Source organism: Pontibacter diazotrophicus, from assembly GCF_003367245.1.
Taxonomy (GTDB): domain Bacteria; phylum Bacteroidota; class Bacteroidia; order Cytophagales; family Hymenobacteraceae; genus Pontibacter; species Pontibacter diazotrophicus.
The window spans coordinates 20,682-44,338 of the sequence record NZ_QRGR01000008.1; the positions used below are offsets into that span (position 1 = coordinate 20,682).

General features: G+C 46.2%; 25 protein-coding genes and 1 tRNA gene. 12 read left to right on the plus strand and 14 right to left on the minus strand.

Annotated elements, in window-relative coordinates; genetic code table 11:
* Positions 1–354: 354 nt before the first annotated feature.
* Positions 355–1,455, plus strand: a complete 1,101-nt coding sequence (locus DXT99_RS08195; protein WP_115565063.1) for a TlpA disulfide reductase family protein — start codon at positions 355–357, stop codon at positions 1,453–1,455.
* 117 nt (positions 1,456–1,572) lie between these two features.
* On the opposite strand, the gene DXT99_RS08200 is transcribed toward DXT99_RS08195, so the two are convergent.
* The 3 genes from DXT99_RS08200 to DXT99_RS08210 all read right to left on the minus strand — a co-directional run bounded on the left by DXT99_RS08200 (position 1,573) and on the right by DXT99_RS08210 (position 2,872).
* Positions 1,573–1,929: a hypothetical protein gene (locus DXT99_RS08200; RefSeq protein ID WP_115565064.1), complete on the minus strand. Its 357-nt coding sequence runs from the start codon at positions 1,927–1,929 to the stop codon at positions 1,573–1,575.
* A gap of 104 nt (positions 1,930–2,033) precedes the next feature.
* Positions 2,034–2,396 carry a hypothetical protein gene (locus DXT99_RS08205; protein WP_115565065.1) on the minus strand — a complete coding sequence of 121 codons (363 nt, stop codon included), beginning with the start codon at positions 2,394–2,396 and terminating at the stop codon, positions 2,034–2,036.
* A gap of 101 nt (positions 2,397–2,497) precedes the next feature.
* A complete protein-coding gene (locus DXT99_RS08210; RefSeq protein WP_115565066.1) occupies positions 2,498–2,872 on the minus strand; it encodes a hypothetical protein in 375 nt (124 codons plus the stop codon).
* Between the two features lie 767 nt (positions 2,873–3,639).
* Here DXT99_RS08210 and DXT99_RS08215 point away from each other — a divergent pair.
* The 3 genes from DXT99_RS08215 to DXT99_RS08225 all read left to right on the plus strand — a co-directional run bounded on the left by DXT99_RS08215 (position 3,640) and on the right by DXT99_RS08225 (position 6,494).
* Entirely contained in the window at positions 3,640–4,212 is a 573-nt protein-coding gene (locus DXT99_RS08215) for a recombinase family protein (protein WP_115565067.1), read from the plus strand.
* Between the two features lie 1,391 nt (positions 4,213–5,603).
* Complete coding sequence (locus tag DXT99_RS08220) at positions 5,604–5,981, plus strand: hypothetical protein (RefSeq protein WP_115565068.1); 378 nt, start codon at positions 5,604–5,606, stop codon at positions 5,979–5,981.
* Between the two features lie 228 nt (positions 5,982–6,209).
* Positions 6,210–6,494: a hypothetical protein gene (locus tag DXT99_RS08225; protein WP_115565069.1), complete on the plus strand. Its 285-nt coding sequence runs from the start codon at positions 6,210–6,212 to the stop codon at positions 6,492–6,494.
* 197 nt (positions 6,495–6,691) lie between these two features.
* On the opposite strand, the gene DXT99_RS08230 is transcribed toward DXT99_RS08225, so the two are convergent.
* Positions 6,692–7,786 (minus strand): PAS domain-containing sensor histidine kinase, encoded by a 1,095-nt coding sequence (locus tag DXT99_RS08230; protein WP_115565070.1) that lies wholly within the window; start codon positions 7,784–7,786, stop codon positions 6,692–6,694.
* Between the two features lie 798 nt (positions 7,787–8,584).
* Between DXT99_RS08230 and DXT99_RS08235 the strand changes: the two genes are divergently transcribed.
* The 5 genes from DXT99_RS08235 to DXT99_RS08255 all read left to right on the plus strand — a co-directional run bounded on the left by DXT99_RS08235 (position 8,585) and on the right by DXT99_RS08255 (position 12,113).
* A complete protein-coding gene (locus DXT99_RS08235) occupies positions 8,585–9,463 on the plus strand; it encodes a hypothetical protein (RefSeq protein WP_115565071.1) in 879 nt (292 codons plus the stop codon).
* 92 nt (positions 9,464–9,555) lie between these two features.
* Complete coding sequence (locus DXT99_RS08240) at positions 9,556–9,891, plus strand: helix-turn-helix domain-containing protein (protein ID WP_115565072.1); 336 nt, start codon at positions 9,556–9,558, stop codon at positions 9,889–9,891.
* Positions 9,891–10,217 carry a hypothetical protein gene (locus DXT99_RS08245; protein WP_115565073.1) on the plus strand — a complete coding sequence of 109 codons (327 nt, stop codon included), beginning with the start codon at positions 9,891–9,893 and terminating at the stop codon, positions 10,215–10,217. The genes DXT99_RS08240 and DXT99_RS08245 overlap by 1 nt, the downstream gene beginning before the upstream one ends.
* 4 nt (positions 10,218–10,221) lie before the next feature.
* Positions 10,222–11,454 carry a hypothetical protein gene (locus DXT99_RS08250; RefSeq protein WP_115565074.1) on the plus strand — a complete coding sequence of 411 codons (1,233 nt, stop codon included), beginning with the start codon at positions 10,222–10,224 and terminating at the stop codon, positions 11,452–11,454.
* A 233-nt stretch (positions 11,455–11,687) separates the two neighbouring features.
* A complete protein-coding gene (locus DXT99_RS08255; protein ID WP_147294188.1) occupies positions 11,688–12,113 on the plus strand; it encodes a hypothetical protein in 426 nt (141 codons plus the stop codon).
* 188 nt (positions 12,114–12,301) lie between these two features.
* On the opposite strand, the gene DXT99_RS08260 is transcribed toward DXT99_RS08255, so the two are convergent.
* The 10 genes from DXT99_RS08260 to pheS all read right to left on the minus strand — a co-directional run bounded on the left by DXT99_RS08260 (position 12,302) and on the right by pheS (position 20,596).
* Positions 12,302–12,598 (minus strand): hypothetical protein, encoded by a 297-nt coding sequence (locus DXT99_RS08260; RefSeq protein ID WP_115565076.1) that lies wholly within the window; start codon positions 12,596–12,598, stop codon positions 12,302–12,304.
* A 514-nt stretch (positions 12,599–13,112) separates the two neighbouring features.
* Entirely contained in the window at positions 13,113–13,526 is a 414-nt protein-coding gene (locus DXT99_RS08265; RefSeq protein ID WP_115565077.1) for a hypothetical protein, read from the minus strand.
* A complete protein-coding gene (locus tag DXT99_RS08270) occupies positions 13,516–14,661 on the minus strand; it encodes a nucleotidyltransferase domain-containing protein (RefSeq protein WP_115565078.1) in 1,146 nt (381 codons plus the stop codon). Before DXT99_RS08270 ends, DXT99_RS08265 begins: the two co-directional genes overlap by 11 nt.
* A gap of 2 nt (positions 14,662–14,663) precedes the next feature.
* Positions 14,664–15,488, minus strand: a complete 825-nt coding sequence (locus tag DXT99_RS08275; protein WP_115565079.1) for an SMODS-associated NUDIX domain-containing protein — start codon at positions 15,486–15,488, stop codon at positions 14,664–14,666.
* Between the two features lie 1,484 nt (positions 15,489–16,972).
* Entirely contained in the window at positions 16,973–17,449 is a 477-nt protein-coding gene (locus DXT99_RS08280) for an ISAon1 family transposase (protein ID WP_115565080.1), read from the minus strand.
* Positions 17,442–17,795 carry an ISAon1 family transposase N-terminal region protein gene (locus DXT99_RS08285; RefSeq protein WP_246000582.1) on the minus strand — a complete coding sequence of 118 codons (354 nt, stop codon included), beginning with the start codon at positions 17,793–17,795 and terminating at the stop codon, positions 17,442–17,444. Before DXT99_RS08285 ends, DXT99_RS08280 begins: the two co-directional genes overlap by 8 nt.
* Before the next feature lie 188 nt (positions 17,796–17,983).
* A tRNA-Asn gene (locus tag DXT99_RS08290) sits at positions 17,984–18,057 on the minus strand.
* A gap of 133 nt (positions 18,058–18,190) precedes the next feature.
* Positions 18,191–18,613 (minus strand): hypothetical protein, encoded by a 423-nt coding sequence (locus DXT99_RS08295; protein ID WP_115565081.1) that lies wholly within the window; start codon positions 18,611–18,613, stop codon positions 18,191–18,193.
* The gene (locus tag DXT99_RS08300; RefSeq protein WP_115565082.1) at positions 18,606–19,463 is read right to left on the minus strand and encodes a 3-hydroxyacyl-CoA dehydrogenase NAD-binding domain-containing protein; all 858 of its coding nucleotides are present in this window, start codon (positions 19,461–19,463) and stop codon (positions 18,606–18,608) included. Before DXT99_RS08300 ends, DXT99_RS08295 begins: the two co-directional genes overlap by 8 nt.
* A 107-nt stretch (positions 19,464–19,570) precedes the next feature.
* Positions 19,571–20,596, minus strand: a complete 1,026-nt coding sequence (pheS, locus tag DXT99_RS08305) for a phenylalanine--tRNA ligase subunit alpha (RefSeq protein ID WP_115565083.1) — start codon at positions 20,594–20,596, stop codon at positions 19,571–19,573.
* 298 nt (positions 20,597–20,894) lie between these two features.
* Between pheS and DXT99_RS08310 the strand changes: the two genes are divergently transcribed.
* Genes DXT99_RS08310 through DXT99_RS08320 form a run of 3 tightly spaced genes read left to right on the plus strand, consistent with a single transcriptional unit; the run spans position 20,895 to position 23,494 of the window.
* A complete protein-coding gene (locus tag DXT99_RS08310) occupies positions 20,895–21,716 on the plus strand; it encodes a LiaF transmembrane domain-containing protein (protein WP_115565084.1) in 822 nt (273 codons plus the stop codon).
* 12 nt (positions 21,717–21,728) lie between these two features.
* Positions 21,729–22,754, plus strand: coding sequence for a sensor histidine kinase (locus DXT99_RS08315; protein ID WP_115565085.1), 1,026 nt, complete (start codon positions 21,729–21,731; stop codon positions 22,752–22,754).
* Positions 22,751–23,494, plus strand: coding sequence for a LytR/AlgR family response regulator transcription factor (locus tag DXT99_RS08320; protein WP_115565086.1), 744 nt, complete (start codon positions 22,751–22,753; stop codon positions 23,492–23,494). The genes DXT99_RS08315 and DXT99_RS08320 overlap by 4 nt, the downstream gene beginning before the upstream one ends.
* The last annotated feature ends 163 nt before the right edge of the window (positions 23,495–23,657 follow it).

Genomic DNA, 23,657 nt, shown 5'->3' on the forward strand with positions numbered 1-23,657 from the left:
ACAAGGAAGTCTCTTCATCGCGAGGAGCCTTCCTTGTTTTATAACGAAAGTTATGTTCACCAGGACCGCCTGCAGAGCAAGCTAACGGTATTCGTACATGAGGTGAGCAAGGCGCAGCCGTAGATTTGCTCATGTGCTGGGTTAGCACTTGTTATTCTTATTCCTTCCTCCAACCTAAGGGCACTGAAACATTTCTAAATATAGATATTTTATATTATAAAGTTTTATCTATTTATTATAAATATGCGTATGGTAAATTATTCTCTTTTAAGCTTTTAGTCATAATCCATCTTAGAACTTTAGGAAGGCACTATCCTCCATTAGGGTTTGCTACCTACTTAAAACTACAAACCTATGGGAATAAACTATAACACAGTATTACACTTCCTATTAGGTGTAATATTGCTTGCTCCTCTTTCATGCCTGGGGCAGAGCTTATCTGTAAAGGGTAAGATAGCTGGTATTGGCAACAAGAAGGTTTATCTTTTTGTGAGAGACGCGCATAACCAGAACAAGCTGCTGGATTCTACTGTGTCAGCAAAGAACAGGTTTGCCTTCACTGATGAGCCTGAAGAGCTGAATTTTTATACTATAACTGTTGACAGTGTGCCTGGAGGAGTACAATTTTTCCTGGACAACAACGTGCAGATAGAGGGAGACAGTAAGGCGATATGGGAGTCATCTGTGACGGGTTCACCTTTAACAGAAGAGTTTGCCCTACATAACAGACAGTATTTTACACCTGCAAGGCAAAAAATAGTTGCCCTTTCCAACAGTATGCGGGATCCAGGCAAACAAGAGGAGCTTGGAAGGCTGCAGCAGGGTATTATGGATACGATGCATCTTTGGACAGAGAAGTACATCAGAGAGCACCCCGATTCTTTTTTAAGCCTGTTTTACTTGCAATCTTTAGGAACAGAAAAGAAAAGACAGATGCTAGGGATGATTAGCCCGGAACTGCAGGAGCATTCCATTGCTAAAGCCACACGCAAAAAAGCAGAACTTGAGGCGTCTGTGAGTGCAGGCAAACCTGCGCCAGTCTTCACTGTTCAGGATATGAAAGGCAATCGAGTTTCGCTCTCGGATTACAAAGGGCAATATGTGCTGCTCGATTTCTGGGGCTCGTGGTGCGGCCCGTGCATCAAACTGATACCCGAGACCAAAGCCGCATATGAAAAGTACAAGGGCAAAAAGGTGCAGTTCATGGGTATTGCTTATGACGAGGAAAAGGACAGGGCCAAGCTCAGCGGGATGATAGAAAAGCACGGAATGGCGTGGCCGCAAATCTTCCAGGATATGTCAGAAGGAGTCCAGAGCGGTGTAGTCGGCAAGTACTTAGTAACTTCCTTCCCTTCCGTCATATTGATAAACCCAAAGGGCAGCATTGTTTACAGGGGAATAGGGCAAGACGGGCTGGTAGAGGCACTAAAGGTGCTAGACAAAGAAATTAATTGACTGCAGGCATTTAGCAGGTATTTAGATATAAGCATGTAGTCTGGCTGCTAAGGACATTACCATACTCATGGCTTTTATTATGTGCTAACGTCTCTGCTATAAGATGGCGTAGCTAACTTATAGGTTTTGTTGTGCATTTGTGCTTCTTTCTGTTTTTCTTTTTTTAGCATTATATCGCTTCTTCTCTTTTTCAAGAAGGATTCGATATGTGATAAACCAAAATATTGCAAAGACTATTATTTGAACCAACAATGCATAACCCATTCCATCTTTACCTTCACCATACAGGATTCCAAATCCAATAAATGAAACAGGCATTGTTAACAGGAGAATCAGCCAAAAAAGAATAGAAACGAATTCTATTTCCATTAATGTCGGTGAGGCTATAGCAAGTAGTGACATAGTACCCAATCCAACATAGACAAGTGAAATGTAGAGTGAGTCTTTCTTTGCTTTATTTCTGATTTCTTCCATTAAAGAAGGTTTTATTCATGATTGGCATTATGCACAACGTCTTGTGTATACCCTGTGCGAGGCTGTCAGCCGAAGCATTAGGTATAAACCTTGTTGGGCTATCGTTATTCTTCTGATTCTTTTGAGTTATCGGAAGCATAGGTATCAATTAGTTCTCTACACTTCCTAAGAATATCAGCTTTGAATATCCTGTTGGTTTCGTCAAACTCTTTCTCAAATTCAATGAGCTTTTCAATATTCCATTGGAGCCTTTCTGTTCCAACAGGTAAATCATCAACATTTAAATCATAGTCTCGGAAGATGCTCACATCTACATCATCAGTCTTTTTGTAGGGTTCTAACCAGCTTATGATTTGATTCATTTTATAAACTCCTAAAGGTAGAGCCACTTGATTAGAGATAATGGCTCTCGCATTAGATACCATTTTGTTAATGAACCTTTGCCCTTCCTTTTCTTCTGGAGTCATACGGGATTTCTATGATTGTAATGCAGCCCAACGTTACTCGTGCATAATGTGGGTGAGGCGTAGCCGAAGCCTAAATTATGAACTTTGTTGGGCGTACGGTTTTATTTTACTCTCACTAAGTCTCCATCGTCAAAGCCTGTTGTGATAGCTTCTGCATTCTTGAAGATAGAGTTGTTGAAGTTCTCTGAGTTCACGTATTCTGATATAAGACCTTCAGAAACTTCTAAGACACTCTCCCAATCTTTCCCATTCACAGTTGAAGGCTCCAGTTCAAAGTACTTCTCCTCTGGCTCAAAGTCCACGTTTGTAGCCCAGTCATCATCATCTTCATCAAAGGTTTCTGAGCCTATCAGATATATCGTATAGCTCCTTTCAGTTTCAAACAACCCGAAATTGAAGGCAACGATGCTGTCACTGACTGATTCTGTTTTATTTATTCTGTCCAGCCAGTTGGTGAAGTTAATTTTAGTTGACATGGGTGATTCTATTGAGAATTTTTGAGTGAATCTGTATAAGTAAGGGTATCTTTTTCTATGCTTTTAACTGCCGCCCAACTATCAGCTAAACGGAGTTATTCGGCTTATCTGCACTATGTATGGAAGTCGGCTGGCCCACTCTTGAAGCAGTATTTGTTGTTTTAGCGGCTGTTTCACAGGCTTTAATCATTATATCTTCCTTATTCAATATAAGAAATTTTGTGAAGATACCCGCTTCCTTAACCCTGTTTTAAGCATAGATAGCCCAAAAGTTTTAAAAGGGGAGGTGAGGTCCGCTGATAAGTGCTCCCTCTGCACATAGATTCCAGCTTTTTGTCTCCTTTCAAGGAGTAAAACCAGCCGAAATAGGTGGTTATAAGAATGAAAGCACAGCAAATCAATACAACTCCTGCAGAGGGGTGTTAACCGTGTATATCCGGATAATACGCTTATATCCGGATATACACGGTTACAGCCACGAAAACTGCTCATTGCCGTAGCTAAAAGCAGAGAGAGCATGAGCAGGTGTGCCTTCCACAAGGTCAAATGCCTGTGCGTTCAGTGCAATCGCTCCAGCTTCAGGCTGTGGTTGCGGAAGCAGGCTAAAGCTGCAGTTTTCTGCTCAACCTTATTATCAGAAAACGTGGGAATAATGAGATCGTGGAACCTTCATCGGCACCTGCCCCTGCAGCCTGTATGGCGTCTCATTTTGCCGTCTCAAAAATCAAAATCTTTTTTTATTTTTGAGATGAGTTAATGAGACTGATATGAAGATAGGATACGCCCGGGTCTCTACCCAGGACCAGAAGCTGGAGCTGCAGCTTGACGCCCTCACCCAACACGGGTGCGGGCAGATATTCAGAGAGAAGAAATCTGGAAAAAGCAAGGAGCGCCCGGAGCTGGAGAAGATGATTTCGCAGCTTCGCTCCGGAGATACGGTAGTGGTGTGGAAGCTCGACCGCCTGGGAAGGTCGCTCAGGGACCTGATAGACCTGGTGGCGGAGTTCAAGGAAAGGGGGGTGGAGTTTATCAGCCTGCAGGACGGCATCAACACGGCCACGCCCACCGGTAGGTTCACCTTCAACATCTTCGCCTCATTGGCTGAGTTCGAGCGGGAAATCATCCGCGAAAGAACAAAGGCAGGCTTGGAATCAGCCAATGCCAGGGGAAAGAAGGGGGGCAGACCTACAGGCCTGTCAAAGGCAGCCATGGAGAAGGCCAAGTCAGCCAGGATACTCTTCGACTCCGGAACAAAGACCGTGGAGGAAATAGCCAAGATACTGGGCATCGGCAGGGCCACCTGCTACCGTTACATCCAAAGCACAGGTGAAGCAGTGTGAAAGGGAGAGGTTTGGCAGCTCCAGTGTAGCTCGGGCAGTGTTGGGTTATTTTTACCTCTGCCTGAAGATGCTCAGCCTGGTGGCACAAAACCTGTTCAGGCAGTATATAGCGATATAGAAACATTTACTACCTTGCGCACCTCAAGAGCAGGATGCTCTTTTCATCATAAATGGTCCCTGCGGACTTTAGCTTTGTAACAAGAAAGGCTGCCCGATAAAGGCAGCCTTTCTTGTTCCGCTGAAAGCCAGGCGATGAGGCAGGAGGCAAAAAAGTACCGCTGTTTTAAACGCACCTCCTGCTGTGCAGCACTATGTCAACAAAAGGGACATAACACCACACATCAAAAGCGGCACTCCGCAGCAGTAAAAGAAGCTATTGAGCGGTAGAGTACATCAATTTCCGCCATAACCGGCTGTGAACGGTCATGCTACAGCTTTTTATTACACCTGCTGCTGAGCCGCCAAGGCTTAGCAATGATTCAGCATGCCTCCAGCAATGATTCAGCATGCCTCCAGCATGACTCAGCATGCCTCCAGCATGACTCAGCATGCCTCCAGCATGACTCAGCATGCCTCCAGCATGACTCAGCATGCCTCCAGCATGACTCAGCATGCCTCCAGCATGACTTAGCACGCCTCCAGCATGACTTAGCAATGCCCAGCAATGATTCAGCAAGGCTTAGCAATGATTCAGCAATGCCCAGCAACAGCCAGCAACAGTCCAGCAACAGCCAGCAACATAGCAGCAACAGTCCAGCAACAGTCCAGCAACAGCCAGCAACATGCAGCAACAGCCCAGCAACAGCCCAGCAACAGCCCAGCAACATAGCAGCAACATGCAGCACTAAGCGTTGCTCGGCATAGACGGTCGATTATAGAAGATATCCCTTAAAGTCGTCTCAAAATCTTCACGTTTTTTGGGAAAAGACAGGACCGTAGCCGAGTAACTGACTCATGAGGAATGAGCTCTACTCACTTGACTCTTGAAGTAAAGCTGAATCAGTCCTTGAAGCTAAACAGTAAGCCCATAAAGAGGAAGAAAAATGCTTGCGCAGACTGTAGCCATTTTTTCACTTTATTTAGCCTGTTGAGTTTTTATAAAAATAGAATAAGAAATAAAAGTCTTTGAATTTTCTTATTTGAATTTTCTTATTTAAAACAATGCACCACCATGGCAGAAGCCTAAAGAACAGGCCACGGCAGTTTAGCAACCACAGGGAGTACAGCTCACTTTCAACAGCACATGCATATAAATGCATGTGCTGTTGAAAGTGAGCTATAAGGAAAACTACAGGCGCAACATTTGAGCAGAAATTATTTATCCCGAAATACTATAATTCAACTGCTATATTGATATTATTGCATATATTTAATACCTAAAGCATTTACTCATGGGAAAGAAATCCATTTTCAGTGCCTTCCTCTTCGCTCTTGTTCTGTTTGTAGGCTTGACGAGCTGTACAAAAGAAGGCCTGGGCGGGAAAGGTGAAATCAAAGGCCACGCTTATTATGAAAGCAAATCCTTCAAGCCAGCTATGTTTTACATCAAGTACGGGGCTGACTCATCCCCTGGTTCCGACATTTCAAGGTATGATGCAAGCAGTGCCTCGGATTCAGACGGGAAGTTTCATTTTAAGGAACTCAACAAGGGGGACTACTACATCTATGCTGTCGGACCTGACGAAGGCCAAACGGTAGCCGGTGGTGTCCATGTAGAGCTAGATAAGGATGAACACAAAGACAATGTGCAAATCAATGTGGCTCCCTAACCCTTAAGCATTTTTAGAATTAGAGAAGCTGGCGGTAACTCCCACCAGCTTCTCCTTTTTGTATCCATATATTCACGTTTTCCCGGACAGCACTTTGTCCAGCATTCTCAAGAGCCAGCCCCACTTAGATTCATATTTACAAATACATCTCAAGAAATCCCCTGTCTGCTGGGTCACTACTAACGCACTTCCACTCATGAGTAATATGATTTACTATATAGATAACCTATGCTAAATGAAACCGTTAATTTCACGTCCCCAATAAAGGCACATGGAGGTATGAGTGAGTTGGCTGACTTTACAGATAAACTTAATTACTGCGATCTGATTGTACTCACCTGGGTGAGCAGGGACCGCATTTACTGCCGCTTCTTCCTTAGCGGCATTTACATGGACAGGATGTATGTCTCTGACGAAGGGATACTAAGTCACCTTCACAGGCTATGTGGTGTAGGTGACGAGATTAGCACTAGTGGGGTAGCTGAGCTAAAGCAATTGTTCGTGAGAGTATAAGATTTATAGCAGCAAAAAAGCCCACTCCGAATAATAGGCTTTGAATTGCACTTCCCTCAGGAACCGGCTCTATTTATCACAGCATCAGTTACCGGCTCATAAGCTAAACTATGCTCAACAGAAGGCAGAACGAAAGCTTCCTTTAGAAAAGAGCTGAAGGCAGCAATGCTACCAGAGCGTAGAAGATGAAACTGGCTTTATTGATTTTTAGGAACCTCTATGAAGAAAATAGTGCCTTTGTTTTCCTGGCTCTCGAACCATATCCTCCCCTGATGCCACTCCACGATAGTTTTGATGATGGACATGCCCAACCCCACGGAAGGCTCACCTTTGATACCGGGCCGTCGGGCACGGGTGAACTTGTCAAACAAAGTGTCATGATACTTCTCCGGAATACCGATGCCTGTATCGGTTATTTTAATCAGCACCGTCTCTTCCTTTTCCTCCAACGCAAGGGTAATCTCCCCGCCATCCGGTGTGAACTTAATAGCGTTTGACAGCAGGTTATTGATCGCCTGCATGAACTTGGTGTCATCCAGGTACAGAAAAACGGTATCAGCGGATGTGACGAAGTGGAAAGTCTTCTGGGGCAGCAAGGGGTTTAACAAGTACTCATCCATGCTTTCTCTTAGCATGCCAACCAGGTTCACCCGTCTTTTGATCAACTCCACGTTAGCAGACTCCAGGAACTCCTGCTTTATGAAGTCCTGAATCAGTTGCATGCCCTGCTGGCTGCTTCTTTCAATGATGCTGATTACCCGCTGCATTTGCTGGTGGTCGGTATCTGCCTTCACATCATCCCTCAGCATCGTAGACAGGGACTGGATCATGGCCAGTGGACCGGACAGGTCATGCGATAGAATGTTGAGAATGGCGTTCTTTTTGTCAGAGAATTTTTTCAAAACATCATAGTACTCCTTTTGGGCTGTGATGTCCTGGGCATACCCGATGATGAGCTGCTCTTCTGTTACCCGGGGCATTAGGCAAACCCATCGCTCACTCTTGTTACGGAGTATGATGCGGAACTCTAACTCACTTACAAGTACCCCTTCCAGCAGCTCGTGGTAAACCTGCTGCACGTGCAATTTATCTTCAGGATGAATGTCTTGCCACAGAGAAGCCGAGTTATCCATTATGCTTATCCGGCTCCTGTTCCATACCTTTTCGAAGGCAGGATTTAGAAAAGTGAATCGTGTAGCCGCAATGTCGAAAGCAAAAACCACTTGGTCGGTCCCCTCGGTAAGAGTCAATAAGAAATCAAGTGAAGAATTAGAAGAGTTATCAGATGTCATTGTAACAGCAGAACGCTGTTATCCCGTAGGCCGCCCCGTATCTCTCTATAACTGGTCTAATTAGTAAATGATTCAGTACAAGTTTAATGCTTCGTGTCTGATACACGGAGAGTGGGGCATGGCTGTGTAATTTGAAAAACACTCCTCCCGCCAAAGCACCAAAAGCGGCACCCCCTTCTCTAGAAGGTTGTGGGGTTGTTTGCTTCATAACTACTTTTAATAATAAGCAACAGCATGCTTCAAGCTTCGCTCATTCAGGTGTTATATTTAACATATAAGGCGTTATAAGGCTTGGTCACAACTTGTCCTAAACGACCACCGCCAATTTATCTCTCATCTTTTACCTCTTCTATGGGAAGGGGACACGTTTGTGAAGGGTGCTGCCAAGCTTCAGCAGTGGCCTACAACACTTTAGAAGGGCTTAGAAGTAAGCCAGAAGTGATTAGAAGGGCCTGGAAGTAACTCAAAAGTAGTTTGAAGGGCTTGAAAGTAAGCCTCAAAGCATTGCTACACAAGAGGGAAAATTCGCCGTTAATTCAACATCGCCTAAAGAGATGAGCGGCCACCAACGCACGCTGGCAGGCAATATGCAGCTCGACTTCAACGTCACCGACGCTACCAGGCACAGTTACGTCAGATGCATAAGCGGCAGTATGTGTCAACCTCATGGATAAGTAGTTCCCTCGGCAACAGTAGCGAAAAAATTGCATAAGTTTGTCTAGATAATTTCGAAAACACTGTGTTGGATGAGGCAGATAAGTTCTTATTTTAGGCCAAGGTTAACCATACAATCCACACATGAACAGCAGTATCATAGACATCAACCTAGCCGCTTTTGAAATAATATTGAAGAGAAAAGAGACTTTGATGGCAATGGCTCTAGAAAATTATGAGCTAAAGCGCTCGGAGTTAAATATGAAATTGAAAAGTGCAGAAAATCTAAATGAAGAGCTAATAGTCATAAACAAAGAACTAGAGCAGGCCAAGAAGATAATTGAGCAGCCGTTTGTGCAAGAGTACATCAATATAGGCTTGATTAGAGATGTTAACGCGGCAATTGAACATCTTAAGTCTAGCAAGGCCACTAGAACCGAAGAGGATGAAAGGCTCCAGACACTTGGAGCGTATAGAACTATCGCTGGTAAATCTAAGGAAGAGGCTAAAGAGCACCTTGCTAAAGTGCTTACTATGGATGTTGCTGAATATACTGAGGACCTGCAGTTAGTAATTATGGATACTTGGACATGGAAGTTTCACTACTCCTTTCTGCTGCAGGCAAGGCGTGAGCTAGCAAGCCAAATGCTGGCAGAGGACAGCACTTCCCCGACCTCTAGTGAAGAGGGTGAAGGTAGTAGTAAGGCTAAGAGTAAGCAGCTCGACAACTCGCAACTGGTGCTGATGATAATGCTTTTGGATGAGGAGTACAACATAAACAGGAGCGACGCCGCAGCGAGCTTAATAGACTTTATTTGCGCCCTTACAGGAAGAGACAGATCGAACATCAAGAAGCTCGTAGAGAAGGCTGGGAAGGATGATTTTGAATTACTTACTTCAGAAAAAAAGAATTATGAAGATTTAAAGGTGATTAGGCCATACTTTGAAAAACTGAAACAGGAGGAAGTTCTAAAATTCATAGATAAAAAAATAAATAAAATAAAGTCGCTCATTAATAAGTAGTTATCAATATTTTCGTTACTAGGGGTCACCCCTCAGGGTGACCCCTAGTAACACGTACCCTCCATATTTGTGAAAAGAAACAACCACAAATAATGGAAAAATTAACCCTCACCACACTAAGCCATGATGAACTAACGGAGTTAGTTCTGTCATGCGTGCAGAAGGCTTTGAGCCTAGCATTACTAAATCCAAAGCCGGAAGAAGGCTTTTTAAACCTCAAGCAGGCAGCTTCCTTTCTGCAGATTCCGGAGTCAACGCTTTACGGCTACACCAGCAAACGCCTTATCCCTCATTACAAGCGCGGCAAAAGGCTCGTGTTCAAACAAGCCGACCTGGAGCAATGGCTGTCGGAAGGCAAGAAGAAAACCGTGGCCGAGATCGAAGAGGAACTCAACAGCCCAAGAGGCAGGAAAGGAGGCAGTAAGTAATGACACCACATTTTACTCCCTTCTCTAGCTTAGAGCAACTTGCAGGCATTATTACTAAAGAGCGTGGCGTACTGCAGGAGTATGCCGCTAAGCCAAATGCTAATCAAAGGCATATAGACATCAGGGACAGCTTTCTGCAGTCACTGGCTGGTGCCTACAACCAAGTTTACGCCGAGATGGCTGCATCATCAAGCTTGCTCCACACTGAAAAGTGGCAGTTGGCAGAAAAACAGATTATGCTGCTGCAGGAGAACGGCCCATTAGACGGCTTTCACATCCGGCTGACGCTAGGAAATGGAAATATGTACGGATTCATAAGCCTATAGCGCCATGATAGATTATAAACCCGTTTCCGCAACCGGCATGGGCAACAAGCTTGACTCCCATGGCTCTGCCAACACACAAGAAGGGTTTTCCACAGATATGCCTGGAGAACTTCACCGTAAAGCCTCAGATGATTCCGGCAGTTGGCCGGAGGCGATACAGGCAAACATCAGGCTGATAGAGGATAACGCCTCCAAAGCCATTGTTCGCTCCCAGCCTATCATTAAGCTCAATGGCCAGGGAGTCATTTGGAAAAGAACGATCAACATCATTCAGGGCAAGTTTGGCTCCCATAAGAGCCGCCTGGCGGAGTTGCTGCTAAGCCTGCTGCTGTCAGAGGGATACTGCGAGACTGACTTCTGCGGTTTTGAGAAGAACCAACTGATACTGTTTCTGCTAGCTTACGTGGACACGGAGCGCAACCAATCAGAGCAGTTTCCGATGGCTATTCAGCATATTAGGAGGTTAGCTGGGCTTCCTCCCTTTGAAAGCCATGACCGGTTGGTCCCCTACAGCCTGATTGGATTTGAAAGACAGCATAGGCTAAAGGCACTGAAATCATTTGTAGAGGCGGCGATGCAAATATCCTCGCACCACCTGTTTATCCTGCTGGATGTGGTAACAGACTGTATAGGCGACTTCAATAATGCCTCTGAATCGCTGGAGCTTTTTGACTTTTTGAACAGGCTCATTAACGACCATAACATTACCTTTTTGCTGATCATCCACGAGAACCCTGGTACAGACAAGGCGAGGGGCCATACGGGCACGGAGGCATCTAATAAAGCCTCTACTATCATGCAAATCGGCTTCGAGAAGGGCGCTAACAACAAAGACAGTGATTTAATCGCAGTGAAGTTCCTCAAGCTACGAAACGGCAAAAAACCTGACCCACTGTACCTCTACTTCGAGGAGAGTACACATAGCCTTGCTCGCGCCAGCCAAGAAATGATCAATGGTACCATGCAGGAAAGGCGAAAGAAAGCCGACACAGGTATGATTGTCGATTGCCTGGGAGAACTGTTAGTTGAGCCTAAGAAGCAAAAAGATTTAGTGCATGAGCTCTCGATGCAGTTTGAAGTTCACATAAACACTGTTAAGGATCGCTTGAAGGAGATAGCTGAGCAGCGGCTAGTGGTATATGACGGTAATGGCATTGCCTGCGAACTGACTATTGAGGAAAGTGCCGGCAAGTCTACTATGTATAGCCTTGTTCCTTCCCAGGCATGGGCAGCGTAGCTCTGGCCCACCCAAACACAAATAGTGGCCTATATAGGGGGGTGTTTGTGTTTGGGTACTCTCGCGGTCCTCCAACAGCGGCTCTAACCTATATCTAAACAAAGTCAGCGGCGTAGCCTGCTGCCATTCCAGCAAATAAAAAACATATCATTTCACAATATTCAAAACAAGAACGGGCTCAATAAAACCGACTTAGCCCATCGGGTTAAATTAACTATAAAATGAAAAATACAATGACAAAAGAAACAGTATTTAATCGCGAGGTAGCGGATCTAATTCGCCGTTATCCATCCTGGAAAGCCTCTGTTGTTATCAGCGAATACATGAAGCAGCACAGCGAGAAGAACTGTTATGAGGCCCTGCAGCGCCTTGGTGCGGGCATCGGAATAGAGCACCATGTAATGGAGGTCATAAGCCCCAGGACCGGCAAAGTGAAGGGGTACTGGCCCTCTATCAAGTACAGCGAGGGAAACCCAAGGAATGGCAGGAAGCATATCATGAAGTTCATGCACGCTCCTTACCAGTGCCCTATCAAGTGCCACGACTACCTGGCACGCCAGTACGTGTATGAGCTGAACGATACGCCAAACCTGGCAAAACACGTGTTTAGAGAAAATGTAGGACAAGCAACACAAGTGCCTGTTATACAACTTGATTAAAGAAACCAGTAGTTGGGGCTCCGGCTGAACCTTTACAATAAGCTGGAGGCCCACTGCTACTTTTTTATCAGCTTATTATAAGCTAAGCTAAAGCATATGAATTATACAATTGATTGTTTTTTTTAATAAGGCAAGGTATAACTCTAAGGCTATATTTTGTATTAAATTTTATGTTTCAAGAAGTAGATTTACCCCTTCTTTTCGCTACCATACGAAAGGTAATATCCAAAATCTTTAAGCCCTTCCCTCTCAGGATAAAAGCCTTCTCTATCTATTTCCCTTTTTAATAAATCTGCCATTCCAACACTAATTAGAAAACTGAATATTGCAGCAAGATACAAGGGGAGAGTGACTATTACGATAGCTACCATAATCAATGGAAATTTGCTATACCTTATCAAGCCTATGATTATCCTCATAATAAAGTCTGAGATTAAGGCAACAATTTTGAACAGTAAGAAAATGGCTTTGTATAACTGAATCATATCTTTGTTTTTAAAGCATCAATTTTTCCCAACTTTTATAACTGCCCTATCAGCTCTTTCGCTTTATTCAGATTATAAGCCCCTTCAATAGCATTGCTCTCAAACACCATAAAATAGTTGTAGCCTGATCCTGCCTGTTGTGCCCACTGGTTTCCTAGACGGCATTTGGCCTCGCTGTCGGAGTTGTCACGGTCATCACCCTTCGTTTCTATTAGAACTGCCTAAGATAGTAAGGATTTGGGTAAATATGGATTTTGGTTAATATCCTGCTACAACAGTTGGCTAGTAAACAAACAACCAAGCTAAGCATACAAGGCTTAGCTTGGTTACAACATTAAAACTGCCTAAAACTACTTGGATTTCTTCACAGTCTCCTTAACGGTAGTTTTAGGATGCTTATCGGCATACTTCTTTGTCACAAACTGACCAGTGTCAGCACTTCTGTGCACAGTAGTTTTCTTCGCCATTTTAATCACCTCCTTTCAGTATATTTAGTTAGTAAATTCCCTAGTGATCAGTGTTCTATTCCACCTCCCATCCATTCGCCTATGGCATGCCAAGTTTCATAATGGTATAACCATAAGGCAGCCCATTCAACCAGCGTGTTAGAAACCAGTTGTGCCGGGGTCCACTCTCTTGCCTTTGGGTAGTACAGGCAAAGTGAACCATCCGCATAGGTGTGCTTAATTTTACCATTTTCCTCTCTGGGTTTTAGCTGAGGACTGATGACAATTACTTTAGGTGCCTTGTCTTGATAATAAGATATGCAGACACAGTATGTTTCACTTAACGGAGAAGGCTTCAGGAAGCCTTTTGCTTCAAAACCGTGCGGCTTCCATACTACCTCCCACTCCGGAAACTTATGCCTAAAGGCAGCATATTGCTGAATAGGAGTATACTGCTTAGGCCTGTAGTAATTAGCTGCCATAAAAGTTGTTTCGCTTTATCTGGCTAATGCCGTGTCCTGCAGCTCCTGTCAGAAGACCAGAGTTTCTGACGACACCAAGCCTGCCACTACTGCGGGCCTTCTCAATAAAATCTACCTGCTCCCTTAGCGCCGTAGTGCTCACGGCGTCCCCGAATGCGGGTTTGATGATGTCTATTACTTTGTGTATTCCGGATGTGTAGTGGAGCTGGTCCCATACTTTTTTGAAGTCTCTGATGAAGACCACAAACGCATCGTATAGCTCAGGCTCATTATCCCACTTATCGCTGAACTTTTCATCAGTGTTGGCAGGGTTAACGATCTCTATTACTTTTCCCTTCAGCAAGGGCACAGCACCATTGATCCCGTTCACAATTGCTTTGATGGCTTGATATTCCGAAGTCTGGCCACCGTAAAACATGCCCGCCAGAGTTGTCAGGATAATGCTGGAGGTAGCTAGCTCAGGTTTATCCTGAAAGTAAACATCTCTGTATCTCTTAATAAGCTGTACCGCCCGCTGCAGTGGCTGCTTCAGCTGGTAAGGCATGTTTTCAGGAAGCTCTTCTACGCTTCTTGCTTTCTCAAGCAGTATAAGATCTTGCCTTATAAACTTCGATTCTAACCAATGTGCATAGCCTTTGGGATTACTTGCCGTCCAGTCTTTCAAGGCTCTGTCCGGTACCATGAGCCTATTATGGTCGTAAATGCTTTCATGGAAGCCCGGCAGTATGTCCATGTGGAATTCATTGGCGTAATTCAACCTTATGCACCTATTCTTACGCTCCACCATAGAGTTGTAGGTGCCATTTTCCCGTAAACGCCTTTCCAGCTCATTCAGCGTCTTCATCGGGTCGAACCCCGCATATCGTGCCGCCATATGAATGACAATATCCAAGTCGAACTCGCTACCTGAGTAGGGTCTGACGGTAGTACCTACTCTAAAGGAGCCTTGAGGATAAATATCAAAAGGAACCTCCTTAAAAAAGCCAACATCGCTGCTTATCCAGTCCGATACGGCACGGTAGCTTCGCTCTGCAGCCGCTCTTCTGGTTTCATCAAGCTGTAACGACTCCGCAATGCGGTTCAGCAAATCGTCTATCTGTTGATCAAGGGACTGTGGTATGTAGTAGTTCTTCATAATTAATTCACTTTAAAACCTTTGCTAAAAAGGGTGTTGGCGTGCTCTGCCACTGCGAAAGGTTTTGTTCCGTTGCTCCTGCCGAGCCTCTCTATAGTATCCTCGTCTACCCACTGATAATCCGTACTAGAGCTTGCTGTAAGGTTCTTAAGCTCTTGAAGTTGTTTTTCATTAGGTATCAGCTCATATACTTCATGAATCAGAACCTCTGGGCACTTGTAGTATGGGGACCAGTGAAGGTAGAATGGGTTCTGATGTAAATACCTGTAGTTAATATGAGGGAAGTTGTCTATAGAGAGATGACCGGGTTGTACCAGCTCTTCACAGAACTCACGCCAGTGAGAGATTTCACGGTCCTGCTTCGACTCAAACCAGCTAATGAACTTGTGCAGGTTTTTGCCCTTCACCCTGATTCTCAGGTCATGCCTGCTTGTGTCGCAGATAGGGATCTCCTTATCATCTAGAATGACTAATTCGTTGAAAAGCTTAGAAGACTCCGGCAACCGTTTATAGACGCCGCCTACGGGCTGGAGCTGTTCGATATTCCTGCCCTTTACCAGAAGGTACTTGCCGTCTACATATATCTTGAAAAGGTAGGCGACTGATACTCTTATGTAGGTATCGTGGTAACGGAGTTTGGCTACAGCACAAACCCACAGCTTATCCTTCAGATCCAGAACTGTTTTGATGCCGATGCCTAGGATGGCACCAATTCCAACAATGGAGAGATCTTTTAAAAGGTCAAATGTGGCCTCGTGGGGAACTAATGGTTTGCCCCAGATTACAAATGTTATTAAGATAGTAAGAGTAAAAATATAAATTATCATATATATTGTATTATTTGTTGGTTTATTTATTTGCTGTTGTGTATGGAATGAAACAGTTTGGCAGTTGCAGTTCTGTTACACAGCCACCCCCTTGGCGCATAAGTCAGCCTTAACTGACATTTGCCGCTACAAAATGGTTAATAAGCCGCCTGCCAGGCAAAGTCTACTTTGCCTGATTAGAGGCCGAAGGCTTCCTTGTGATGAGTATAAGGCACACCTGTTCCCAAAACGGAAAGGACTAATAGTCTTACCACATAAGGATGCCGTTCTCCGCTATAAGCGTTGATATCGGTTGTTAGAAATGTGTTCTTTTTCTATTTTTTCATTCACACAAAATCAAATTAAGTCTGGCTTTACAGAGGTGCAGACGTATCACCTATAGCGTTACATTCTCGCTATACTTGTTATTGAAGATAAGCCGGGAGAGCAGGCTGGCTAAGCCAAGTGAAGATTCTTATAGGATTTTGCAAAACGTAACCTTTTAATTACGTTTGCGTTTCAAATTTCTATAGAAGTAGCAACTTCACAGCAGAATCCTGCAAGATTCTGACTCGATAAAACCAACGTGTCTATGTCACCATAGACACGTTGGTTTTATTTTTTTTCAGACGTAGCAAACGCAGTGCCAAAGAAAGCTATATTCTTGTCTAAACTAACTGCACTAAATATTTATAGCTGATCTTTTATAATTGAAGTAAAGTAAGAACAAGGCTTGTGTTGCTGTTTAATGATTTAGTTAGATAAATAAGAATAATATTATTTCTCTTAATACCTGTTCTATTAAAATGTAACCCAAAAAAAATAGCGAAAGACTACTTGTTTTAGCAAAATCTTGAGGGTTGTGCGAAATTCATAACGCTTTAGTCGTTGTATTGGTTGATTGTGAAGGTAAGTGGGGATTGATGAGCTTAGTTATAATTCTCATAAACCAGCAAACGGGGGGTGTAGTGCTGATCTGTGCTTTGGTATAAGAAATAAATTAAAATATAGTGTACCTAATATTATTTTTAGAAAATAACATTTTGCAAAGTGCTGTTATGGCTAACAATACTCATTAATTTGCATTCTACAAAGTGTAGAAAAAACACACAAACTGTGGTTGATGTCTACATTTCCTATAAAGGCAAAAAGTTTATCTGGTGGTAGATATAGGAGCCACAATAGAAACCATGTGTCTCATGCATTTACTAACTATGCCCATATTGCCCTCTCTAAATTTTGAGCCTTGCCTGATTCCTGCTAAGGATGATAAGTACTACTTTGACTCATAGTTTAAATATGCTGTGCTATATCTGTGGTCTAACGCTAACGCACCGAGCGATTTTTTGGGAAGCACTCCATTTTAGTGGATGCCTAAAGAGCAAGTACCGGCTGCGGGCCAAAAGCTGCTTTAAGGTGCCTCCATTACTGAATAGCTCCGGCTCATGGCGCTGCTTGTTCTTCTTTGACTGCTCCAGGAGCTCACTCTCCTCCTCCAGGGCTTGCTAGCGGTACTTGATGCGCAGCTCCTGCACAGCATCATAGGCCAGCTTCTGCACATGAAAGCGGTCAATGACCCGGTAAGCTTTCGTAAAGCAGCTTCTTACGGCCTTAGCCATACTCGAAGCCATGTCCATGGTCTCCTTCCGCACCTTGGCTCTTGCTGCTTCCGGTATCTTTTCCAGTACAGAAATGATATCTTCTGCCTGCGTACCCCTTACCATGGCCACCAGAGCGCCCTTTCTGCCTTTAGCGGCTTTATTGGTAAGGATGGTGTAGAGCTCTCCGTTAGAGAGGGCTGTCTCGTCTATGCTCAACTCAGCACCTATGTTTTCTGCAAAGAGCATCCATTCAGTGGCATGTGCTTTCTGCTCCCATTGATGAAAGTGGCTGATGTGGTCCTTGTACTGCTGCTGAAGCTGTTTGCCGTCCAGTTGGAAGTAATTAGCCAACTGCTGGCAGCTGATGGGGTGATTATCCAAGTACTGCTTTTAAAAAAGCGGCGAATTCACTTATCATTCGCGCTCCCTGCTGTACCAGGTTCCAGTCTCTTGCAATCACCTCTTGGGTGTCTAGCAGCTGCCAACGGCGCCTTTTGATGCAGAGGGTGACCTTCTGCCCCCGGATAGGGAAATCCTGCAGCTTGATCTCAGGAAGGAAGCCATTGGACTCACAACGCTGATCTTGGTAAGCTAAAGGGAGGGTGTTCTTTTCTTCCAGCTGTAGCTGTAAGCCTGCGGGGTCTTGCAGGACATCCGTTGAATCGAAGTGCTCCAGCATGCCTTCAGGCAAAAGGTAGCTGACAAGGGTCTGGTAAGCGTCTTGCAAGGGATAAGCGGCTACAGTGGTTTATACGACCGTAAAGCTGCTCTTTTTTCCTCACCCTACAACTTTTCCGCTTGATCCGGATTAAGTTCAAGGCAATAACAGAAGTGTTTTGTGTGGAAAAGTTTAAACCATGTTTAAACCAAAAAGAAAAAGGACTTACGAATTAACGTAAGTCCTTGATTTTCAAGCTCCCCCTCCTGGGCTCGAACCAGGGACCCCATGATTAACAGTCATGTGCTCTAACCAACTGAGCTAAGGAGGAATCTTATTTGTTTTCAGCAGCTTTCCCGCTGATTGATGGTGCAATATTACGGCGGTTTTCCTTATGACGCAAGCACACCCCCAAAAAAACTTTTGCAAACCTAGGTAATTCCCTGTAAATCAACAGAAAAAAATTAGTTCGAAATATAGAGTAGGGAGCCGGAAAGGGCTGTTCGGTACTGTTGGAGGCCATATACGGATGGCCCGCCCGTTACATTGCCCTGCATGTTAAACTGCGAACCGCAGCAGTCATCTACAATAAACAGGTTGGAGGGATCTACCTCTACCTGGGAGCAGGAGGCTGTTGGGTCGTAGGGGCAGGCACGTTCGAAGGCTAAGTACTGGCTGGCGTTCTGGCGCACGATCAGTATGCCTTTGTAGCCGCCGTTAATGTAGGCGTAGCCGCCGTCCTGGCGCAAGCCCGGGTACAGCTGGCTGTTTACGCTTATCTGCTCGTCCACGAACACTTCCGGTATCCTTGGCCCTATACCGTTGCTGTTGTTGCAGGCGGTGGTGAACAGGAGCAGGAGCGCACATAGCGCCCAGAGTTTACACATAGGTATAAAAGCCTTTGCCCGACTTGCGGCCGTGGTGCCCGGCATCCACTTTCTGCTGCTGGATGCGGCTTGGTCTGAACTTCGAATCATAATGAAAAGCCTCGAACATGGAGGTAGTTACTGAATAATTAGTATCAACACCTATCAAATCCATTAGTTCAAAGGGGCCCATCTTAAAGCCACTGGCCTGCATAAGCTTGTCAATGGTTTCTACGTCGGCTACGCCTTCTTCCAGCAGCTTCAGCGCTTCCACATAAAAATGGCGCGCCACGCGGTTCACGATAAAGCCCGGGGAGTCTTTGGCCATCACGGGGGTTTTGCCCAGCTTCAGCGCCAGTGCTTTTATAGTTTCGGCTGTTTCCGGGGCGGTAGTGGCGCCGGATATCACCTCTACCAGCTTCATAATGTGGGCCGGGTTAAAGAAGTGCATGCCTACCACCCGCTCCGGGTGCGGTATAGCGGCTGCTATTTGTGTGATGGGAATAGAGGAGGTGTTGGAGGCAAGGATAGTCTCTGCGGGGTTCATGCTCGCCAGTTCCTTGAATATACTTTGCTTCACTTCCAGGCGCTCTACTACCGCCTCAATAATGAGGTGGCAGCTAAGTTGCAATGTGTCGCCTGTAAAAGAGAGGTTGTCCAGGGCTGTTTTCTTGTCCTCTTCTGTCAGCTTCCCGCGTTCAATGCCTTTGTCAATGTTTTGGGTGGTCGTGGCCTTTGCTTTTTCCAGTACCTGCGCATTGATGTCGAACAGAATGGTCTTAAAACCAGCCTGTGCACAAATCTGCGCAATGCCTTGGCCCATCGTGCCTGCACCCACCACACCTATCGTTTTTATTTCCTCTAATTTCATAGCTTTACTCATTTTTATAAAAACGATGAGTGAATGCATTGCAGTACTTGTGATTTACATAAAGTACCGCAAAACATTCACTCATTCTGGTGTTCAGTCACTTAGAATTAAATAACCCCCTCAAACTGGCGCAGGAAGCGCACGTCGTTCTCAGTGAAGAGGCGCAGGTCTTTTATCTGGTAGCGGAGCATCGTAATACGCTCAATGCCCATGCCGAAGGCAAAGCCGGAGTATACTTCCGGGTCGATGCCGGAGCTGTGGAGCACGGCAGGGTCTACCATACCAGAACCGCCAATCTCTACCCAGCCACTGCCTTTGCAGATATTGCAACCTTCGCCCTTGCAGATAAAGCAGGTAATATCAATCTCAGCGCTTGGCTCGGTGAACGGGAAGAACGACGGGCGGAAACGGATCTGCGTGTCTTGGCCGAACATCTCCTTCGCGAAGTAATACAAAGTCTCCTTCAGGTCTTTAAAGCTCACGCCTTTGTTCACGTACAGGCCCTCTACCTGGTGGAACACCATGTGCGCACGCGCCGAAATGGCTTCGTTGCGATACACGCGGCCCGGCATGATGCTGCGAAGCGGCGGCTGGTTGTTTTCCATCAGGCGCACCTGCACAGTAGAGGTATGGGTACGGAGTAACTTCTCTTTGTTCTCACTTAAAAAGAAAGTGTCCTGCATCTCGCGTGCCGGGTGGTTCTCCGGGAAGTTCAGGGCAGAGAAGTTATGCCAGTCATCCTCCATCTCCGGACCCTCGGCTACATTAAAGCCGATGCGCTCAAAGATGCGCACAATCTCCTGGCGCACCAGCGAGAGCGGGTGGCGTGTGCCCAGTGTGTTCGGTACGGTTGGCAGACTAAAGTCAAACCCGGTATCCGCGTTTTGGTCTGCGGCACTGGCCAGTTGTTCCTGAGCCTGGTCGAAACGCTCCTGGGCACGGTTCTTCAGGCTGTTCAGGTGCTGGCCCACCTCGCGGCGCAGCTCCGGTGCCACCTGCTTCAGGTTATCAAAAAGAGCGGCAATGCGGCCCTTGCGGCCAATGTAGGCAATGCGGAATTGCTCCAACTCGGCAGGGTTCGTAAGCGGCGCTGCCTCTATCTCTTGTGCTATTTGTTGTATGTTCTCCACCATAGTATGCAAAGGTAATAATTTGGCGCTTCTGATTCTAGCTTAGGTCCTGCTCAGTTGGTAAGTATGCCGGCACCCGGAGTAGGGCAAAAGCAGGTAATTCCGGGCGCGCGGCAGCAGAAGCGGAACTGCTTAGGCAAGAGGTAACTAGGGAGCCGGTTAATTGCAGAAGCACGCTATACTTCGTAGTTTACCGACGCAAACCTACAGCTTACCGACTTCTCCCCCCGGCCCGCCTATCTGTTGTAGGCCTGCGGGTTGGTTTACAGTACATTTGAGCATAAACTTAATCAAAAAGACTATGGAAAGTAAAGAACAAAAACCGGATAACAACTACGGCGGTAACTGGGAGAAGCCGCAGCAGGCTGGTGGCGGGAAGGTGCTGGCAGGCTTGCTTTTAGTGACAGTGGGCGTTGTGGTGCTGGTGGCCAAGTTGGACCTGTTCTTTTTGCCTTACTGGCTGTTTAAATGGGAAATGATTCTGATTGTGGTGGGCCTGTTCCTTGGCTTTCGTCACAATTTCCAGAAGCCGGGCTGGCTCATTCTGGTGCTCATTGGTACTGTTTTCCTGATTGAGGATGTGGTAGATGGATTCGACCTGCACATCTATTTCTGGCCCATCATGCTGATAGGCCTCGGGGTGTGGATGATGCTAAAGCCCCGTCAGGACTACCCCAGGCAATTCGACCGGAAAAGAGATGTAAGAGAGGGAGAGGCGGGACCAAACCAAGGGCAGAATCACCGCTTCAGCGCAGAATACGCCACAAACAGTGCCTACTCTACAGAGGACATCGTAGATGCCACCGCCATATTCGGCGGTATTAAGAAGAACATTATCTCCAAAAATTTTCTGGGGGGCGAGGTCGTGAGCGTTTTCGGAGGCACTGAGCTAAACCTGAGCCAGGCCGATATACAGCACCCGGTCATGCTGGAGGCCACGCAGATTTTTGGCGGCACCACACTTATTATCCCGCCGCACTGGCAGATAAAGTCGGAGATGGTGGCCATACTGGGTGGCATTGACGACAAACGGCCGGTAATGCCCGGTGGCTATGATCCAAATAAGGTTCTTATTCTGAAAGGCACCACGCTCTTTGGCGGGCTCCAGATTAAGAGCTTCTAACCCATCAGGTACATGTACCCACTACGCGTTATATTGGTTTACCTGGGCTGGGCTTTGCTCTGGATTGTGGTGCAGACAGCGCTGCTGTGGTCGGTGGGGTTGCCCATAAGCACAGCTATTACAGATGCCCTGCTCACAAACACGCTACTGGTAAGCGGTGGTTATGCCATGGGTACAGGTCTGCGGTTTTACCAGCCAAATGTAAAACAAGGCGCTTACCTGCTGGGTTGGAGTCTGGGTTTAGCGGGTATAAGCATGCTGCTGTTTAACTTTATAGCAGGCAAGGCTTTCAGTGGAGATGCCGCCTACCTTGCCTTTGTGGAAGCCACGCTGCCGGTGCGCATCGTATTCGGTTGGCTGATAATATTGCTCATGCTGCTGTTAAACTGGATGTGGTTCTATACCCGTGAGCGGCAGCAGGGCGAGGAAAGGAAAACCACTGCCGAAAAGCTGGCTCGTGAGGCAGAACTGCACACCTTGCGGCAGCAACTACAGCCACACTTCCTGTTCAACAGCCTCAACTCCATTAGTGCCCTGATTGGGGCAAGGCCGGAGCAGGCGCGTAAAATGATACAGCAGCTCTCCGACTTCCTGCGTGGCACCCTGCGCAAAGACGACCAGCAACAGGTAAGCCTGGCCGACGAACTGCAGCACCTGGAGCTGTACCTGGAAATAGAGAAAGTGCGCTTCGGGCACCGTCTGCAAACTGCCATTGAAGTACAAAATGAAACCATGAACATGCGCCTGCCGGCCCTTTTACTGCAGCCGGTGGTGGAGAACGCTATCAAGTTCGGCCTGTACGATACCATCGGCGACACGGTGATATGTGTCAAAGCCACCGCCCAGGACCACCACCTGCAACTGCAGATACAAAACCCTTACGACCCTGCCACCGCGCGGCCACAACAGGGCACCGGCTTCGGCCTGAGCTCTGTGCAGCGCCGCCTGTACCTGCTTTATGCCCGCCACGACCTGCTCCAGACACAGCAGCAGGAGAACCAGTTTATCACCAGCATTAAAATTCCGCAAAAACTATGATTAAGTGTTTAGTAATAGATGATGAGCCGCTCGCACGCAGCATTGTAGTAGAGTACCTGCAGCACCACACCGGTATAGAGGTGGTGCAGGAGTGTGGCGACGGGTTTGCCGGCGTGAAAGCCATCATGCAGCACCAGCCCGACCTGATTTTTCTAGACATCCAGATGCCTAAGATCAATGGGTTTGAGATGCTGGAACTGGTAGAGCAGGCACCGGGGGTAATCTTTACCACGGCGTTTGATGAGTATGCCCTCAAAGCCTTTGAGGCCAATGCCGTCGATTACCTGCTCAAGCCCTTTAGCCAGGAGCGCTTTGATGCTGCCCTGAAGAAGTGGCAGGAACAGAAAGGCATCAACGCTGCCGAAGGCAAAGCGCCGGATCTGAACGAAGTGCCTGCCAAGCAGCCGGAGGAGCAGCTGCGCATTGTGGTAAAAGCCGCCAACGACATCCGCATTATACCAGTAAAGGATGTGCTGTATCTGGAAGCCTACGACGACTATGTGAAGGTACACACCCCGGACGGCCTCTTCCTGAAGAAGAAAACCATGAACTATTATGAGCGTGTGCTGGACCCAAAGCAGTTCGTGCGCGTGCACCGCTCCTATATTATCCCCCTCACCCAACTCACCCGCATAGAACCCCTGGAAAAAGACAGCCATGTGGCGCTGCTGAAGAATGGCGTGCGTGTACCCCTGAGCCGGAGCGGCTACAGTAAACTGCGTTCAGTGCTGGGCATTTAAGAGATTTAATTTAACATAAATCTTCTGCTTTTTCTGAGCCAGTTTGCCTGCCAAAGCGGCTTTGATTCCTCCTGATAATCGGGGAATTCGCCTGATGTTATTGGTTGTTCATCTTTATTGTCTCTTTTCCTAAGCAGTGGATACAGCAATTAGTTTTTTATAA

Excerpts from the sequence above, each read along its gene's own strand:
- DXT99_RS08195 (WP_115565063.1), top strand. The coding sequence starts at position 355 with ATGGGAATAAACTATAACACAGTATTACACTTCCTATTAGGTGTAATA.
- DXT99_RS08200 (WP_115565064.1), bottom strand. The coding sequence starts at position 1,929 with ATGGAAGAAATCAGAAATAAAGCAAAGAAAGACTCACTCTACATTTCA.
- DXT99_RS08205 (WP_115565065.1), bottom strand. The coding sequence starts at position 2,396 with ATGACTCCAGAAGAAAAGGAAGGGCAAAGGTTCATTAACAAAATGGTA.
- DXT99_RS08210 (WP_115565066.1), bottom strand. The coding sequence starts at position 2,872 with ATGTCAACTAAAATTAACTTCACCAACTGGCTGGACAGAATAAATAAA.
- DXT99_RS08215 (WP_115565067.1), top strand. The coding sequence starts at position 3,640 with ATGAAGATAGGATACGCCCGGGTCTCTACCCAGGACCAGAAGCTGGAG.
- DXT99_RS08220 (WP_115565068.1), top strand. The coding sequence starts at position 5,604 with ATGGGAAAGAAATCCATTTTCAGTGCCTTCCTCTTCGCTCTTGTTCTG.
- DXT99_RS08225 (WP_115565069.1), top strand. The coding sequence starts at position 6,210 with ATGCTAAATGAAACCGTTAATTTCACGTCCCCAATAAAGGCACATGGA.
- DXT99_RS08230 (WP_115565070.1), bottom strand. The coding sequence starts at position 7,786 with ATGACATCTGATAACTCTTCTAATTCTTCACTTGATTTCTTATTGACT.
- DXT99_RS08235 (WP_115565071.1), top strand. The coding sequence starts at position 8,585 with ATGAACAGCAGTATCATAGACATCAACCTAGCCGCTTTTGAAATAATA.
- DXT99_RS08240 (WP_115565072.1), top strand. The coding sequence starts at position 9,556 with ATGGAAAAATTAACCCTCACCACACTAAGCCATGATGAACTAACGGAG.
- DXT99_RS08245 (WP_115565073.1), top strand. The coding sequence starts at position 9,891 with ATGACACCACATTTTACTCCCTTCTCTAGCTTAGAGCAACTTGCAGGC.
- DXT99_RS08250 (WP_115565074.1), top strand. The coding sequence starts at position 10,222 with ATGATAGATTATAAACCCGTTTCCGCAACCGGCATGGGCAACAAGCTT.
- DXT99_RS08255 (WP_147294188.1), top strand. The coding sequence starts at position 11,688 with ATGACAAAAGAAACAGTATTTAATCGCGAGGTAGCGGATCTAATTCGC.
- DXT99_RS08260 (WP_115565076.1), bottom strand. The coding sequence starts at position 12,598 with ATGATTCAGTTATACAAAGCCATTTTCTTACTGTTCAAAATTGTTGCC.
- DXT99_RS08265 (WP_115565077.1), bottom strand. The coding sequence starts at position 13,526 with ATGGCAGCTAATTACTACAGGCCTAAGCAGTATACTCCTATTCAGCAA.
- DXT99_RS08270 (WP_115565078.1), bottom strand. The coding sequence starts at position 14,661 with ATGAAGAACTACTACATACCACAGTCCCTTGATCAACAGATAGACGAT.
- DXT99_RS08275 (WP_115565079.1), bottom strand. The coding sequence starts at position 15,488 with ATGATAATTTATATTTTTACTCTTACTATCTTAATAACATTTGTAATC.
- DXT99_RS08295 (WP_115565081.1), bottom strand. The coding sequence starts at position 18,613 with ATGTGTAAACTCTGGGCGCTATGTGCGCTCCTGCTCCTGTTCACCACC.
- DXT99_RS08300 (WP_115565082.1), bottom strand. The coding sequence starts at position 19,463 with ATGAAATTAGAGGAAATAAAAACGATAGGTGTGGTGGGTGCAGGCACG.
- pheS (WP_115565083.1), bottom strand. The coding sequence starts at position 20,596 with ATGGTGGAGAACATACAACAAATAGCACAAGAGATAGAGGCAGCGCCG.
- DXT99_RS08310 (WP_115565084.1), top strand. The coding sequence starts at position 20,895 with ATGGAAAGTAAAGAACAAAAACCGGATAACAACTACGGCGGTAACTGG.
- DXT99_RS08315 (WP_115565085.1), top strand. The coding sequence starts at position 21,729 with ATGTACCCACTACGCGTTATATTGGTTTACCTGGGCTGGGCTTTGCTC.
- DXT99_RS08320 (WP_115565086.1), top strand. The coding sequence starts at position 22,751 with ATGATTAAGTGTTTAGTAATAGATGATGAGCCGCTCGCACGCAGCATT.